We start from the raw sequence: 16719 nt of genomic DNA on the forward strand, positions 1-16719 counted from the left end.
GTCGCCTCTTTTCTAAGCCTCGATCCGTTCCTTCATCCATCCCCGGTCGAGTCCATGTACACCGGGACGCCCATGTGTCGCAAGGTACTGGCAATACTGGACCGCGAGATACTCTGCCTGAAACTCGACATAGCGCGTACCAGGCAAGCTGTTGACCTCATAGAGATAGATACGTCCATCCGCACCAATCCCGACATCGATCCCGAGCGCATCGAGCGGATAGGCATAAAACGATTCGAAATAGGCTGGGAATCGTCGTGCAAAGTCAACGATCCGTCGCGAAATCGCTTCATGTTGATCCGGATAGTTCTGCTTCATGAAGATGTCCATCCGCGTCGTCGAGAACGCTCCGTGACTGAGATGGCTGACCGATTCTTGGTGATTGTTGCTGACAAACGGAAAATATTTGACGAGTTTCCATTGCCCGTTCGCTCCCTTCGCGACATGGATCCGCATGCAATACGAATGCCCATGAATCGTTTGCGAGGCGATGAACGGCTGGACGATCATCGGATTCCGTTTCGTCTCTTCTTCGATGCGGCTGATCAATTCCCCTGTCGAACAGACGGTCGACTCGAGTAGATGACTGAACCGGTACTTATCTCCCTCCTGCTCAATCGTATAAATCCGTTGTCCTTGTTTTCCGTTCGCCGGCTTGAAGACGATTTTTCCGTACTTCTCAACCAGCGGGAAGATCGCCTTTCCTTTCTTTACCCGATGCATCGGAATCAAGACATCTTGAAACGTCCCTTCTTGCGCCAGTTGACGTAAGACGACATTTTTATTCCCAATCCGGTGCGTCGTAAAGGGAATCTCGGCTGCAAGACGATTAAATAATTCCTTGTCTGCATCACTGAGTGGCAAATGATTGTAGATGACGTCCGGAAACTCATACATACTTGGATGCCACGCATCTTCGTCGAAGAAGAGTCCGCGGATCGTCCGGTTTTTGAAATCAACATCGCGCGGACGGAAAAAGAAGATGTCAACGCCCATCGAAGCACCGATGACGCAGGCAATCTTATCGCGAAACTGCGGATTCTCGTTCAGGCGTAAAATTCCGATTCGTGTCATGACGCATCCTCCTCGATCGGTTCAAAATAGATCAAATAACGTTCCGTACTGTCCGTGACGTTATAAAACGGATAACAGGTCGAAACGACGAGTGACTCCTGCTTCGTTGACTCAAGGACCCGCGTGTCTTTGTAATCAACAATCTCGCTCGATTGCATGACGTAGCGATAGGACCCGTTCGCGAGATAGAGGACGACCTCGTCGCCCTTCTTCAACTTACTGATTTTCGAGAACGTCGTATCGTTATGCCCGGCGAGGAAAATCCGGTCGCCTTGCCCTGGAAAGGCCGTCTCCGGATGATGGCCGACACCTTTTGCGAGTGTCGCATCATCGACGCCTTCAAGCACCGGTAACTCCATCTCAAGTGATGGCACTCTTAAATATCCGACCGTCTCACCGGTTCGGAAGAGGACATCCTTCGTCTTCTCCTTCGATGGTTTGCTCGTTGCTTCTGATTTTGATGTGGTCGATGACTTTTCTTCCGCCCGAACGACATCTTTTGCTTTTGCGAGTTCCGTCGTCAAGGTTTGCTGGACCGTCAGTTTTTGATATCCGACGTATCCAAGTAAGGCAAGTCCGATGACGAGTAACAGCGTTGATACGCGTCGCATCATGACGGCACCTCCTTCAGCATTCGTACCCATGCCCGGCAATACCCAGACAAATTATGCTCGACGTCATCGATCCGGACCCGCATCGAATGGTGCCGGATGTAAAAACTTCCGAGAATCCGACCGGGTTTTTTCATATACATCGCGACTTCCGGATAAAAGAAACCGTTTCGCTGATAAATCATCCGTCGTTCAATCGTCTGGTCGAGCCAGTCGAGTGGAAAGTCGGCTAATAAGTCGACTCTTCCAAGCGCTTCGATCCGGTCGATCATCTCGCGTGCAGCAAGCATCAGTTCAAGGAACGTCGGGTACGTCGTTTCCCGGTGATGAATGAAGTCGAGTTTCGGGGAGACGTTCTTGAGACCGAACTGGAAGTAACGCGCTTCCGGCAACCATTTCGTTAATTCGTTCGCACTGTAGCTCAACCAGTGATCGTGGAACTTCCAGTACGACTTAGCGATGAAATGATCAAATGATTGGACGACACTATCGAGCCAACGTGGATTGGGATCGAGTGCGTACAACCGCATCAAGGCGTATGTCGCTTCTCCTTCGTAATAGATGATCCGGAAGGCTTCCTTTAACGCAAACGACGGATACTCGAGTACATGCAGGTATTGACCCGATGGTTGTTGCAGTGAAAGAATGCCTGCTGCGAGTCGTTGACTGAGTCGTAACTCATCCGTCGTCTGAAACGTCTGCATGTATTCCGTCAATGCTAAGATCGCTGCAGCATTCGCACCGAGTTTGATTTCGTTTGATTCGCGATCAAGCACGAAGGAACGCTCCCCTTCATGTACGATCAGTTCCTCGACCAAATAACGTTTTGCTCGATCGATCGCTTGGCGTAATTGTTCGCTTGGTATCAGTCGATAGGCTTCAATCATCGAATAGAGTGTACTTGCATGACGTAAGCTGTTATAGAACTTGATCGGTTTATCAAAGCAGGGAAAATAACCATATTGGAAGCGACCATTCGCCCGGACTTGGCGAGCAAGGTACTCACTCGACTGGGCGACGATCGTCTTGATTTCAGAAGGAAGTGGGCTTGTCGTCTCACGGATTTTTTCGACATCACGTATGACTTCAAGTACATGTGGTGTTTCGTCTGCGAAGACACCGAGTGTATCAAAGAGGAGGCATGGACTTGTCGGTTGAAAGGCAATCCGCTCCGTCCGCCCTTGTTGGTACGCATAATTGCTCAAGTTCGTTAGATTGATGTGTAGTTCTTGATGCGTCGGATCTTTTGTCAAAACGGCATTGCCATTCAATTCTTCTTCTAGATAGGCACATTGCATCTTCCGATCAAACGCGATTCCGTATCGGAAGTAATTTTTCCGTGTGTCTTTCACCCGCTCGTTTAAGGTCTCAAACGAGAGTGCCTCAAAGTTTCGGGCGATGTCGAGCTTCAACCACGCTACTTCTGGTTGTTGGCGGAGCCAATTGCGTGCTTGATCTTTTACGGATTGTAGCCCTTTGCCTTGAAATCGAACGACATGGGCTCGCTCCGATGCTTGTCCGAGTGAGACGAATAACATCATCTGACGATTCCAGTAATAGATATCATCGGTCTTCATGTGTTGTTCCAGTACATCCATGGCAGTGGTGAATCGGTTGAGCAGATCCATGTTCAGCTTCACTCCTATTCTAAAAGGATGAATCGCAGTGAGGCACAGATGGCCCCACTACGATTAACTACAGCATGACTTACTCTTGTGGACGGCGACGGAACAGTTTCGTGAACAATCCAGCAGCTGTCGCAAGCATTCCCATGAGGGTGATCAAGAACAGATTTTCGGAAGTATTCGGTAACGTACCACCGACGATTCGTTTGACTGGTTGAGTGATCGGTTTTGAAACGAGTGGTGATTTCGCGGTTGATGCTTTAACCGAAGTGTTTGGTAACGTCGGTTTAACGCTCGAACTACTTAGAGAGCCTGATGAAGGTGTAGGCTTGATGTTTGATCCTGAACTCACTATTGGAGATGGGGTGATGACTGGTCCATTACTAGGCGGTGTCATAGGTGGTGTCACGGCTGGAATCGTTATGACGATATTATCATTGTCAGTATTAGTGTTTTGATTCGAAACATTGTTGGAATCGTCTCCACTATTTTCGTTGTTACCATTATCTCCACCATTAGTATTGTCAGTATTGTCGTCATTTCCACCATTAGCATTATCCTTGTCTCCATTGTTATCGTTATCCGCATCAGCATCCGCATCGGCGTCGGCATCCGCATCCGCATCAGCGTCAGCATCGGCATCGGCGTCGGCATCGGCATCCGCATCGGCGTCAGCATCGGCATCTGCATCGGCGTCAGCGTCGGCATCCGCATCCGCATCGGCATCAGCATCGGCATCCGCATCAGCGTCGGCATCCGCATCAGCGTCGGCGTCGGCATCAGCGTCCGCATCGGCGTCGGCATCGGCGTCAGCGTCGGCATCAGCATCGGCGTCAGCATCCGCATCGGCGTCAGCGTCGGCATCTGCATCAGCATCGGCATCAGCGTCGGCATCGGCGTCAGCGTCGGCATCCGCATCGGCGTCAGCGTCAGCATCAGCATCGGCATCCGCGTCGGCATCCGCATCGGCGTCAGCATCAGCATCCGCATCGGCATCCGCGTCAGCATCAGCATCAGCGTCAGCATCAGCATCGGCATCCGCATCAGCGTCCGCGTCGGCATCGGCATCCGCGTCGGCATCCGCATCCGCATCGGCGTCAGCATCAGCATCAGCGTCGGCATCGGCATCCGCATCGGCGTCAGCGTCGGCATCCGCATCGGCATCTGCGTCAGCATCCGCGTCGGCATCGGCATCCGCGTCCGCATCGGCGTCAGCGTCGGCATCCGCATCAGCATCGGCATCAGCATCGGCGTCAGCATCAGCATCGGCGTCAGCATCAGCATCCGCGTCAGCATCCGCATCAGCGTCTGCGTCAGCATCGGCATCCGCATCAGCGTCGGCGTCGGCATCAGCGTCCGCATCGGCGTCGGCATCGGCGTCAGCGTCGGCATCCGCATCAGCGTCGGCGTCGGCATCAGCGTCCGCATCGGCGTCGGCATCGGCGTCGGCATCGGCGTCAGCGTCGGCATCCGCATCAGCGTCGGCATCGGCATCCGCGTCGGCGTCGGCGTCAGCATCAGCATCAGCATCGGCATCCGCGTCAGCATCAGCATCCGCGTCGGCATCCGCATCCGCATCGGCGTCAGCATCGGCGTCAGCATCGGCATCCGCATCAGCGTCCGCGTCGGCATCGGCATCAGCGTCGGCATCCGCATCCGCATCGGCGTCAGCATCAGCATCAGCGTCGGCATCCGCATCCGCATCGGCGTCAGCATCAGCATCGGCATCCGCGTCAGCATCGGCGTCAGCATCGGCGTCAGCATCAGCATCAGCATCAGCATCGGCATCCGCGTCAGCATCGGCGTCAGCATCGGCGTCAGCATCAGCATCAGCATCAGCATCGGCATCGGCATCCGCGTCAGCATCAGCATCCGCGTCAGCATCGGCGTCAGCATCAGCATCCGCGTCAGCATCGGCGTCAGCATCTCCATCTGCCTCTTCATCAAAGACGATCGTATCTTGACCATCTAGATCGGCGAGCAGTTGTACATCGATTGCAGACGTATTGACGACAGATCCTGTAACAACAACTTCGTCTTGAGCAACTCCAGCCGGTTTATCAACGATGACATTGGCACTAACAGAAGTTGGTCCAAGTACTTGTACACCTGCGAGTTCATTCGACAAGTTCACTGTATCGTTCGTTACTGCCGTTAAAAGACTGTTCACACCTGGCAGTAAATTTTTGACTGGGTTTAAAACAGGATCAATTAAGTTTCCTGCTATTCCGGATAGTTTTAAATTCGTGATGGCGTTGACTAAATCGGTTAAGGCGTCTTGGACAACTTGTTTCGTTACCGTATCAAGATGCTGTCCTAAACCATCACTAAAATCGATGATGATTGAACCATCCGGATTAATCGTGACTGGAGCGGAGCCCTCATAATCTAGAAGGTCTGACAGTGCGGTATCTAAATTCTGTAGATTGTCCAGAGCATCCGTTAATTCTGTGAGCCCCTCCACTCTCAACAAACTACCTACGACTGGAGTACGTTGTAATCGATCGATACCCGCTAATAGATCAGTCACAGTATCTGCTACTGTTCCCGTCAACGGATCTAGCTGTCCTTTAAGCGTCGGTAAATCTTCAAGTGTGATGGGTAATAATTCAACACTGACCGACGCACTACCGTTCGCCTGCATTTTTCCCGCTAAATCTGGAATGTTGAAGACAGCCACCCGGTCCGGGTTCAATACTTCCGCATCGGCTAATCCGATTCCGGTTAAATTAAGGGCTAAATCATAGTTATTCGGTTGTTCCGTCAGATTTGCATTGACCGCGACATCCGTCAATAGTTGAACTTCAGCTAAGCTGACTCGATTCGGTCCTTGGACAAGCGAGTTTCGAACTGAGTTCGCGAATTGGCTTTGTTGCGTCTGAAACTTCTTTTCAGAATTCTCAGCTGCTTCGGTTTTCGTATAGGTGAATGAGATCGGAGAGAGGGCGAGAGAGGACGCTGCCAGCAGTTTTACTAGTCTTCGTGTGTGGTTTCTATGGTGTCGATTCATCTTCTTTCGAAAATCAGGTGCTTTTTTCTTCATTTCAACACTCCTTTTCTACGGAAAAAATAATCGTACACCTATTATTATGCATGCAATTACCATAAAAATATACAATTTTTTACAAAAGTAATGGTTGAATAGTTATTATTAACCAGTATTTTAGATATTAATTTACCATAAAAATATAAATAATATATATTATTAATAATAAACCACTAAAATATATTGTAATTTTATTTCATACTAGTTCTATCCATTTTGTGTAAAAACGACTTAATTTAATTTTATATGACCATAGTTTTAAAAAACGTAAAAAGACCTACGAGCATCTGCTCGTAGGTCTAGAACCCTGTTTTTTTAGTATCGAATGTGCTGTTTACTCCACCGAATCGATTCCTTGAACTGTCGGACGAGATCTTCAGCGGGTGCCGTTAAATAATAGGCAAGTCCGTGTACTTTCTCAGACATCTGTTGGACTACGAGTCCATCTTCGATCAATTCCTGTAACTGTTCGAGGATTTGACCGTGCGACTGATCGATCCGTTGCTCGAGTTCCCCGATCGTCAACGCACCATCACGCAAGAGATAAATGATGCTCGACTTCAAGCTGTTCTCGAAGTTGTGTTGGAATTTCTGCAATGCCAGTAAATCGGCTTGTTCTTCGGTATGACGTGAATCCATCTGATTCCTGCCCCCTTTTTCTTAGCTACCTCTTCAGTATGACGTACTTTTACGTGAATTTCAAAACTCAATCGCGCTCCGTGATGATCGTATCAAACGTCTTCTCTTCCTCTGTGATGACCATCTTCTTCTGCGACCGGAGATGATAGAGACGACGAATGTTCAGGATGACGACCTTCATGACAGCGTAGAACGGAACACCAAGCAAGACGCCGAAGAAACCGGCGATGTTACCAGCGACGAGCAAGACGATGATGATTGTCAACGGATGAACGTCAAGCGTCTTCCCTTGCACGAGTGGTGACATGATGTGCGAATCGATTTGCTGCGCGACCGTCATGACGATGATCGCATAAATCGCAAGAATCGGATCCTGGATGAACCCGACGATCAAGGCCGGAATGACACCGAGAACCGGACCGAGGAACGGAATGATGTTCGTTAGTGTCGCAAACAAAGCGAGCAATAACGCATAATCGATCCCGATGATCAGGTATCCGATGTAAGCTATAATCCCGACACCGATGCTGACGATGACTTGCCCGCGGATGTAGCTCATGATCGTCAAGTGGACGTCCCCGAGGATTTTCTTCGTTTCCTTATGGTACTCATACGGCATCAGCTTGACGAGATTGCCTTTGAGCTTATCGCCGTCAAGCAACATGTAGATCAACATGATCGGAATGATGACGATCGTCACGACCGTCGTCGTCAGGACACTGACGAATCCACCGACACCTGTGCCGATATTCTTCAGGAACGTCGAAGCGTATTCCGAGATGTTTCCCGAGAACTTATTGAATAAGTTGTCTTGCCCCGTCATGAATCGTGAAAAGAACGCACTGTTCTCCAGTTGTTCCCGAACGTCGACCAATTGCCGCTGGAACTGTGTCGCAAGCGTCGGAATCGAATTGACGAACTGTGTGATCTGCTCTGACAACATCGGACCAAAGATGAATCCGAGTGTCGTCAGTATACCAATCAAACCGACCAGCACGATCAAAACAGCCGGGCGCCGCTTCATCTTTTTCTCGAGCAACTCGACGATCGGTAGCAGGACATAATACAGAATTCCGGCAATCGCGAGTGGCGGTGCGACCATCTGAAGCAGAATCGCGATTGGTCGGAATAGGAACGTAACGTGATTACCAATCCAGACGATGATCAGTAACGTCATGACCCACCAAGCGAATCGGTACCATTTGTTTTCGAACATTTTTTGCATCTAACCACTTCCCTACATAAAATGATGAAGTTCAATATCCTCTTTAGTTTTCCTTAAAACGATACTTCTTAATCCTTATTCTTAGAAAATATATAGTTCGTTATCGTTTAACACATATATGATATATTTGTTTTAGTCAATTTTGCAGATTCAGATTTGCCGAGACCTTCAAATCTACGTAAGATAAGTGTATTCGGCATTTAAGAAATCTTTTTGATACATGTAAAAATAGAATACGGAGGATACCCCAGTGAAATGGATCAATCATACCATCGGTCGCCAATTGATGTTCGCCTTCTATATGGTGTTCGTCGCCCTCAGCATCACGTCTGCGATCGTTTATTTCTACACGGAACAGAAGATCGATCAGGCGAATGCGACGTTCGATGATTTGCGTGAACGACGGACGAATGCAAACGCACTCGCTAGCGAATGGACTGCTGCCCAAAGCAACGTCAAATCCTACTTATTGACCGGCTCACAAGAAACGCTTGATGCCGTCAAGACAAACCAACAGGAGATCAATCGCTTGACGACATGGTTTGAGAAGTATGCCGTATACGAGCAAGGTCAAGAATATGCAACCGCGACACGTCAAATGTATGACGATTATTTCGGAACGTCGCTTCCGCTCCTCAACGAATACGTCGAAGGAAAAAAAGATGGAAAGATCAACGAAGATTTTGTTGATCCGAATACACTCGCAGCCCTATCGAACGGAAAAGATTTGTTCACTGAAAACGGTACGTTACGCGGATCGGTTAGTTTATCCGACGCTGATGTCGACATGACACGGATTGATACGTTACTTGCTGATTATCTGACGCTGATCCAAGGGAAAGAAGTCGATGCGAAGAACGATCTCCTTGGCGAAATGCGTGTTGCTCAGTTCATCTGGCTCTCAAATCTCGTCGTCTTGATTCTCGTCCTCTTCTCGCTCGTACGCCCGTTCATCAGCCGCGTCACGAAGCAGGTCAATACACTGTCTCGCGACAGCGCCTTACTTGCGACGGGAGAAGACATTCAAGCGATTCCATTGCCGAAACGCAAGGATGAACTGCATACGCTGACGGCATCGTTCAATCAGATGGCGGCTTCGATTGCCGATAACAAGGTCCATATGCTGGCGAAGAACGAGGAACTCCAAGCGCAACAAGAGGAACTCGTCGCCCAACAAGAAGAATTGCAAGCGCAGCAGGAGGAACTCGAAGAAGCACTCGATATCACGCTTCGCAGTGAACAACACCTGAAGTATCGCAATGAATTGACGGAGACGCTCGCTTCTCGTGAGACGTTGACGGCTTATCCGGAAATCATCGAAAAGCTCGTCTCCATCACGCATTCTGAAATCGGTGCCCTGTTGTTCCTCGATCAACAAGAAGTCCGCTCGACGATCGATTACGGGATGACGGAAGAGATGGTCGGTCGTCTTGTCTCTGACGATCAGTCACTCTTGCACCGAGCGAGTCTCTTGAAGCGTCCTGTTCATTCATCAAAACAGGTCGCGCACGAGAGTCCGCTTCCGTATCCGTACTATATGTATGAGGTCGCGGTTCCTGTCATGGATCCGTCAAAAGAGCATATGATCGCCTGCATCTATCTCGTTCGTTATCGTGATGCCTTCACGACGGAGCAAATGAGCGACATCCTGTCGTTCTCGCATCAATTGTCACTCTCACTCCTACGGATGGGCATCTATGAGGAAATGATCCGTGAGAAAAACAAGACGACACAACTATTGAACTCGATTCGGGAAGCCGTCGTCTACATCGAACATGAGACAGATGAGTTACTCGTCAACGAACCGCTGATGACGTTATTCCCGGAAGTCCCGACTCAGTTCGAGGATGAAGAACGCTCCGCCTTCGAGCAAGCGATGCAGGCATTAGCTGACATCATTGATGAACCGGCAGCGTTCGAACGCTACATCGAACAAATCGTCGAACTCGATTTACCGAAAGATAGCTTGATTGTCTCGATTCGAAAGTATAGTACCTATATCCAGATTTACGCTGAGAAGATTGAAGTCGACGGCACATGGGTCGGTACGATGCTCGTTCTTCGCGACGTGACGAAAGAAACGGAAGCCGAGCGGATGAAGGAAGAGTTCGTCTCGACCGTCTCGCATGAGTTACGGACCCCACTCTCTTCGATTTATGGCTTCACGGAGCTGATGCTCAACAAACGGTTCGAGGAAGAACGGCAACGGAAATATCTGCAGACGATTCACTCCGAGACTGGTCGCCTGACGACGCTCGTCAATGACTTCCTCGACGTTCAGCGCATGGAGTCGAGTGAACATCGCTATGAGATGATGACGTTCGATGTCGTCGAACTCGCCCAGGACTTGATCGAGTTCTATGATGTCTCGCACGAGACGCATCAAATTGATTTCGAAGCCCGTGGACCAATCATGATTGACGGCGATGCAGAAAAGATGAAGCAGTTGCTGAACAACCTACTCAGTAATGCCGTCAAGTACTCCCCGAGCGGTGGTACGGTCTTGATACGGATTACAAATGAACTCGGTTTCGCTCAAATCCGGATCCAAGATGAAGGTATCGGGATTCCGCAAGACGCGCTTCCGAAATTGTTCGATAAGTTCTATCGTGTCGATAACTCCGAGACGCGAAAAATCGGCGGGACCGGTCTTGGTCTCTCGATCTGTAAGGAAATCGTCAAACACCACAACGGAACGATCGATGTCGAATCCGTCGTCGGTGTCGGATCAACCTTTACGATTCGCTTCCCGATCGCTGTCATCTCGACGATTCTCACATATGAAGATTAATCACCTGACCGTTCACATCACATGGACGGTCTTTTTTGTCGTTAGATTCAATCAGGCGCGGGGTATAGTCAAAAGCGCATTATTTTAAGGAGGAATCGACATGCAACTTGGATGGATTGGGTTAGGACATATGGGGGTACCGATGGCAACACGTCTACTTGACGGTGGGCATGGCTTGACCGTCTACAACCGGACGTATGAAAAGACAGCTCCACTGACTGAACGAGGAGCGACAGCTGTCAAAGAAGCACAGGACGTCGTGCGTCAAAGCGATATCGTCTTCGTCATGCTCGCGGACGGACCAGCTGTCGCATCCGTCATCGAAGACATCACACCCGCTCTTAGCGGTAAAATGATCGTTAATTTAAGTACGATCTCACCGGAAGAAACGAAGGAGATGGCTCGTCTCGTCGAAAAAAGCGGTGGCACGTACTTGGAATCGCCGGTCTCGGGCTCCGTTCCGGTCGCAGAAAACGGTCAGCTCGTCTTACTTGCCGGTGGTGACTCAGAAGTCGTCGCGACCTGTCAGCCATATCTTGACCTACTCGGCAAGGAAACGATTCATTTCGGACCACACGGAACAGGCAGTGCGGCGAAACTTGCCATTAATTTATTGCTTGCTGTCGTCGGACAAGGGGTCGCGGAGACGTTGTTGCTTGGAGAAGGTGCGGGGCTCGAGAAGGAGAAGCTGATTCAGATGATCAGTGCTTCCGGGATGAACACCCCGCTCTTCACCGGGAAACGCGACATGTACCGGAAGAACGACTTCCCGTCCGCCTTCCCGCTCCGTCTGATGGCAAAGGATCTCGGACTCATCACGGCGGAAGCAAAACGTCAACAGCTCGAACTACCACTTGCAGAAGCGACGGACGCTAGCTACGCTGAAGCAAAACCGACTTATGGTGATGCGGACATGGCAGCGATCTATCTCGCGTTACAAGAAAAATAATGAAAAGGGTGATACCTCTCGATATGAGAAGCATCACCCTTTTGCTGTGAGATTATTTAAGAGACGTGACGATTCCCATCATCTGATCACTCGTCATCAACGCTTTCGAGTTGAACTGATACGCCCGCTGCAGCTGTGTCAAGTTCGTCATCTCAAGTGCCATATCGACGTTTGATGTCTCGAGTCGACCGACCGTCAACGGATTGCCCGCTGCATTCTGGTATTGTCCGGTCGCCGTGAACAAACCACCACCGACTTCCGTCAACTCACCGTAGTTCGGGATGTCCGCGACACCCACTCGAGCGAGGACACGACGATCCCCGTTTAGGATCCCCGTGATGTTGCCGTCCTTATTCAGCTCAATCTCTGTCGCGTTCGCCGGCAAGACGATCGGATCATTCGCTTGGTTGATGACTGAGCGTCCGGCATCGTCCGTCAGCAAAACTTGTCCGTTCGCTTGCGGTGACAACTGAAAGTTCCCGTCTCGCGTGAACTTCGTTACGCCATCCGTATCGATGACACCGAAGAAATGGTGTGGATTCCCAAGTGCTGCGTCGAGTTTTCGGTCCGTCGTCCGGAACGTTCCGACGCCAAACCGTGTCGCTTCGTTTGCGACGTAGCCTCCAACACCGAGTCGAAGCCCTTCTGGTGTCGTCAATGGACCTGGTGTGAAGCCCGCCGCTTGGTTATTGATGTTACGGACGAGCAATTCATTGAACTGGGCATCCCGACGCTTATAGCCGTTCGTATCGACGTTAGCCAGGTTTTGACCGGTCGTGTCGAGCTGTTTTTGCAACTGTCCCATCGTACTTGCGGATGTATAGATTGATTGCATCGTATCCTCCTATTAGCGAACGCGTCCGATTTCGGAAACAGCCTTCTCCGCTGTCCGGTCGTACGCTTGAATGACTTTTTGATTGGCTTCGAACTGACGCAGACCAGCATTCATCTCTGCCATCGTCTGTTCAATCTCGACGTTCCCGAGTTCGAGTACACCTTGATCAACTCGGACGTTTCCGGCGTTCAATGGATTAGCGGAACGGAACAAGCCGTTTCCTGTCCGCTCAAGCGTCTCCGGTTGATCAGTTACGACAAGACCGAGGTTACCGATCGCCTGACCGTTTCCGTCTGTGACGGCACCATTCGCGTCAACGAGGAAATCTTCATTGACGACGTTGAGTGGTTGTCCGTTCGTATCTAGGACGAGATCATTCTCCGTTGTCCGGAGTAATCCATCCTGTCCGACGGCGAACTGTCCGTTCGTCGTATAAAGTGTCTCTTCCTCTCCCGTCAACGGATCCTGATGGCGAATCGTAAAGAGCGGTGCCCCGTCAAGCGAACTGATTTGCAAGTCCGTCGCATTGCCCGTCTCCGTGATTGAACCTTGCGTGAAGTTTGGCGTCGCTGCCTGCATGAAGACACCGGTCGCGAGTTTTCCGACCGTCGCGACTCCCCGCACACCTGTCCGTTCATTGTTTGCTGTCTGCTGGATCAGCATCTCCGGAAATGTCCGGAGTGACGCTTGATCGGCTCGGAAGCCCGGCGTCCGCGCATTGGCCAAGTTGTTACTGAGCATTTCCTGTTGGCGTTGTAATGCCTGCATCGCATTCGACGCCGTATACATTCCTCGTAGCATGCGTTCATCTCCTCATTGACTTCATGTTCAATTCTTTCCTCTCAGTATATCGGTCGCTTCTTCATCAATTATGAGCTTTTTTGAACAAAAAGGTAATGTTCGGAAGAGATGAATCAAAAGACCTATCAGAATCCCGTTCGCCTTTTTTTTAATAGATTACATATTAAAAATTGACAAATATTGTTATGCTATAAACAACAAAAACATGATTCTCGAGGTGAAACCTATGAGCTTCTTTAAAAACGTGCCACTGAACGAACTGTGCCTGGGTCTTTGGATTTATACACACTGTCCGACGTCACTTATTTTTTGGAAAATCATCCGGATGCCGTCTATACGATGGATACAAAAGGTCACTTCATTTCCTTCAACAATAAATTTCCGCTTATGCTCGGTTACGACCGGGATAGTCTTAAGCAACTCCATTTCGAAACGTTTTTAAAGCCCAATGATGTAGAGGAAGTCAACCAGTTCAAGAAACGGGTCTATTCGGGCGAAACCGTCCACTTCACGACGACGGTTCGTCATAAAGATGGGCATTGGTTGACGTTGAACGTCACGAACATCCCGATTTACGATCAACGTGTCATCATCGGTCTTTATGGGATTGCCCGTGATGTATCACAGCAACAAGAACTCCGAACCGATTACCAGCGCTTATTGATGAAAGATCGATTGACGAACGCAATCGAAGGAGTCAGTTTCGTTGAATACTTTCCAACGTCAAAAGAAATCGTTGCATCACCCTCTCTCGCTACACTATTACAACTTTCTAAGAAACACTTAGCGAAGATGGACACCTATGACTTTCTTGAAGAACTCCACCCAGAGGATCGAACGATTTTTCGCGAACAAAGTCTCGCGCTGCATATGGGACAAATTCCAACCTTCTCGATGCAGTTACGAATGGGGCGCAGAGGTCAATTCCAAAAGATCGTCCACTGTGAAGGGGTCGTTCAGACGGATACGATCCCGAGTTCACTTCTCTTCATACTCAAAGATGCGACACCCCTCATCCATCTCGAGCAAGAACGGGATCTTGCGATTGCCTCTCTTAAAAAGTTCTTCACGTCGCTGCATACTACTGCTTATGAGCATCGTTATAAAGATAATACCGTGACGTTTCATGCTGCCGGGTTCCTCGAACCGTACACCGATTATCTCCGACGAATCGAACAGGATCATCAATTGTGGACGAAACTCGTCTCATCCGAAGATCTCGTCCTCATGAAAGAGGCATATCCGAAAATTCGTCAAGGGGAAGTCGTTCGACTCGTCTATCGTTTAAACTATCCCGACCGCCAATTCTGGGTCGAAGAGACGTGTATCCCGATCATCGATGCACATGGTGAAGTTCTCGGTCACTATGGAGTCTCGACCGATATCACGCGTCTAAAGGAACAACAGCATGAGATTTGGCACTTGTCGATGCATGACCCGATCACTGATCTACCCAATCATGCCTTTACGTTAGAACAGGTTCGGGAATTATTGAAGCATCGTTCCCCCTTCACTTTATTAACGGTCACGTTTAATCAACACAGCCGTCTCGCTGAGCGATTCGGTCACGAAATCGGGGAAGAATGGATCCGCCAGACAAGTGCAACTGTGAAAAAGATTATCAAAAAAGAAGTATTCATCGGTCATCTATTTGGTGATAAATTCCTTATCATCCTAAAAGGTAAAATCGACGAAACACGGGCAATCGGACTTGCTAATCAATTGCTCGAGCTGACTCATCACCGGTTCGACGTCTTGTCCTATGAACTGTTTTCGAAGGTCTTCATCGGCATCACCTATTCCGTCCATCACGATCATACGGCAGAAGAGTTGATTAAACAGTCATATACAGCACTCCGTCGTGCCAAGTCGATCTCTAAGAGTAATTTCCAATTCTATTCGTCGAAACTCGACATCACGACATACCGTCGCTATCAACTCGAACGCGATTTGCGTCATGTCATCAAGAAGAATCAACTCTTCCTTGAGTATCAACCGAAAGTCGATAGCTGGAGTGGACGTATCGTTGGTGCGGAAGCGTTGATTCGTTGGGAACATCCAGAGTGGGGGCGACTGGCGCCAAAGGATTTCTTATCTCTGTCAGAAGAAAGTGATCTCTACATCCACATCGGTGACTGGGTACTCGATCAAGCCTGTCGATTGATTCGTGATCTACTCGATGAGCAACCGGAGCATGTTGTTCCGTTATCGATCAACTTATCACCGAAACGGCTGTTCTACGGTGATTTTGCGAGTATCGTCGAACGATATTTAAAAAAACACGGTGTTCCTGGACATCTGTTGGAGATTGAACTACTTGAGTCCGACGTGCTACTTGAAGGCGGACAAGTCCTCGAGACACTCGACCGTCTTGTTGATCTCGGTGTCAAACTATCACTCGATGATTTCGGAACAGCTTATTCATCGATTTCTTATGTCCAGCGTTATCCGGTGCATTGCCTGAAGATTGATCGATCGTTCGCAATCCATGCCGAACACGATCCAAAGAGTCTCTCCGTCATCAAAAACGTCATCTATATGGCGAAGGAGTTCGGTTTGACCGTCGTTGCAGAAGGCATCGAGAACATGCAACAGCTGAATCTGTATCGAGACTTGGAATGTGAGATGATCCAAGGCTATCTCTTCAGTAAACCCGTCGATATCGAGACTTTTAAGCAACTGCTTGCAAACGGCACTCTCTATCCGAAAGATACGGGCACCGCTCCACCGAAGGAGCCGATTCTTAGTCTGCATGCGAAGGTGACGATTTCGAAGCTGAATGGACAGTCGATCCAAGTCGGATCGTCTCCGATCTTGATTAATCGTTGTACGAATCGGACGATTTCTTTCTATTCCTCGATTCGTCTACCGGTGAATCATAAACTGGAGCTCTCCCTGCAACTGCATCACCTGACACACCCTTACATCTTCCTTGAACCGACGTCGATTTCTGAACTCGATAACGGTCTCTTCTACTATATGGCTGACTTCCAAGTCCGCGCGCTATCCCTCATCGTCCAAGAACAGTTAAATCATTCCCATCATTCCCGCGTCGACGACTTCTTCGAACAATCGACTGTATGAAAAAAGCTTCCATCCCCTTAATCAAACGGGAATGGAAGC

The 16719-nt window shown here is 49.4% G+C and carries 12 protein-coding genes and 1 pseudogene; 4 read left to right on the forward strand and 9 right to left on the reverse strand.

The window, feature by feature from the left end:
• Window positions 1–12: 12 nt before the first annotated feature.
• The 4 genes from KNQ11_RS10785 to KNQ11_RS10800 form a co-directional block, all read right to left on the reverse strand.
• Complete coding sequence (locus tag KNQ11_RS10785; RefSeq protein WP_214771636.1) at window positions 13–1074, reverse strand: YheC/YheD family protein; 1062 nt, start codon at window positions 1072–1074, stop codon at window positions 13–15.
• On the reverse strand, window positions 1071–1688 hold the full coding sequence (locus KNQ11_RS10790; RefSeq protein ID WP_214771639.1) for a class D sortase: 618 nt from the start codon (window positions 1686–1688) through the stop codon (window positions 1071–1073). Before KNQ11_RS10790 ends, KNQ11_RS10785 begins: the two co-directional genes overlap by 4 nt.
• Window positions 1685–3313 carry a hypothetical protein gene (locus KNQ11_RS10795; RefSeq protein ID WP_214771642.1) on the reverse strand — a complete coding sequence of 543 codons (1629 nt, stop codon included), beginning with the start codon at window positions 3311–3313 and terminating at the stop codon, window positions 1685–1687. The genes KNQ11_RS10790 and KNQ11_RS10795 overlap by 4 nt, the downstream gene beginning before the upstream one ends.
• Window positions 3314–3392: 79 nt before the next feature.
• Complete coding sequence (locus KNQ11_RS10800) at window positions 3393–3662, reverse strand: LPXTG cell wall anchor domain-containing protein (protein ID WP_214771659.1); 270 nt, start codon at window positions 3660–3662, stop codon at window positions 3393–3395.
• A 102-nt stretch (window positions 3663–3764) separates the two neighbouring features.
• On the opposite strand from KNQ11_RS10800, the gene KNQ11_RS10805 reads away from it, so the two are divergent.
• Window positions 3765–5282, forward strand: coding sequence for a serine-rich family protein (locus tag KNQ11_RS10805; RefSeq protein ID WP_214771663.1), 1518 nt, complete (start codon window positions 3765–3767; stop codon window positions 5280–5282).
• Window positions 5283–5315: 33 nt separating this feature from the next.
• Here KNQ11_RS10805 and KNQ11_RS16995 read toward each other — a convergent pair.
• From KNQ11_RS16995 to KNQ11_RS10815, 3 genes and pseudogenes are all read right to left on the reverse strand, one after another.
• Window positions 5316–6353, reverse strand: a pseudogene (locus tag KNQ11_RS16995) (adhesive domain-containing protein); the annotation flags it as partial.
• Between the two features lie 318 nt (window positions 6354–6671).
• Window positions 6672–6995: a winged helix-turn-helix transcriptional regulator gene (locus KNQ11_RS10810; RefSeq protein ID WP_023469481.1), complete on the reverse strand. Its 324-nt coding sequence runs from the start codon at window positions 6993–6995 to the stop codon at window positions 6672–6674.
• Between the two features lie 67 nt (window positions 6996–7062).
• Window positions 7063–8220, reverse strand: a complete 1158-nt coding sequence (locus KNQ11_RS10815; protein WP_149427914.1) for an AI-2E family transporter — start codon at window positions 8218–8220, stop codon at window positions 7063–7065.
• Window positions 8221–8470: 250 nt separating this feature from the next.
• Here KNQ11_RS10815 and KNQ11_RS10820 point away from each other — a divergent pair, with 250 nt between their 5' ends.
• Together KNQ11_RS10820 and KNQ11_RS10825 are read left to right on the forward strand one after the other, a co-directional pair.
• The gene (locus KNQ11_RS10820) at window positions 8471–11011 is read left to right on the forward strand and encodes a HAMP domain-containing sensor histidine kinase (RefSeq protein ID WP_214771665.1); all 2541 of its coding nucleotides are present in this window, start codon (window positions 8471–8473) and stop codon (window positions 11009–11011) included.
• 100 nt (window positions 11012–11111) lie between these two features.
• Window positions 11112–11960: an NAD(P)-dependent oxidoreductase gene (locus tag KNQ11_RS10825; protein WP_214771667.1), complete on the forward strand. Its 849-nt coding sequence runs from the start codon at window positions 11112–11114 to the stop codon at window positions 11958–11960.
• Window positions 11961–12012: 52 nt separating this feature from the next.
• Here the strand turns inward: KNQ11_RS10825 and KNQ11_RS10830 are convergent, their stop codons facing one another.
• Both KNQ11_RS10830 and KNQ11_RS10835 read right to left on the reverse strand, forming a co-directional pair.
• On the reverse strand, window positions 12013–12795 hold the full coding sequence (locus tag KNQ11_RS10830) for a flagellar hook-basal body protein (RefSeq protein WP_214771670.1): 783 nt from the start codon (window positions 12793–12795) through the stop codon (window positions 12013–12015).
• Window positions 12796–12807: 12 nt separating this feature from the next.
• A complete protein-coding gene (locus KNQ11_RS10835; RefSeq protein ID WP_214771672.1) occupies window positions 12808–13596 on the reverse strand; it encodes a flagellar hook-basal body protein in 789 nt (262 codons plus the stop codon).
• Between the two features lie 309 nt (window positions 13597–13905).
• Between KNQ11_RS10835 and KNQ11_RS10840 the strand changes: the two genes are divergently transcribed.
• Complete coding sequence (locus tag KNQ11_RS10840) at window positions 13906–16680, forward strand: sensor domain-containing protein (protein ID WP_214771675.1); 2775 nt, start codon at window positions 13906–13908, stop codon at window positions 16678–16680.
• Window positions 16681–16719 lie beyond the last annotated feature (39 nt).

Origin of the sequence: Exiguobacterium sp. s39, assembly GCF_018618925.1 — a bacterium.
GTDB lineage: Bacteria > Bacillota > Bacilli > Exiguobacteriales > Exiguobacteriaceae > Exiguobacterium_A > Exiguobacterium_A abrahamii.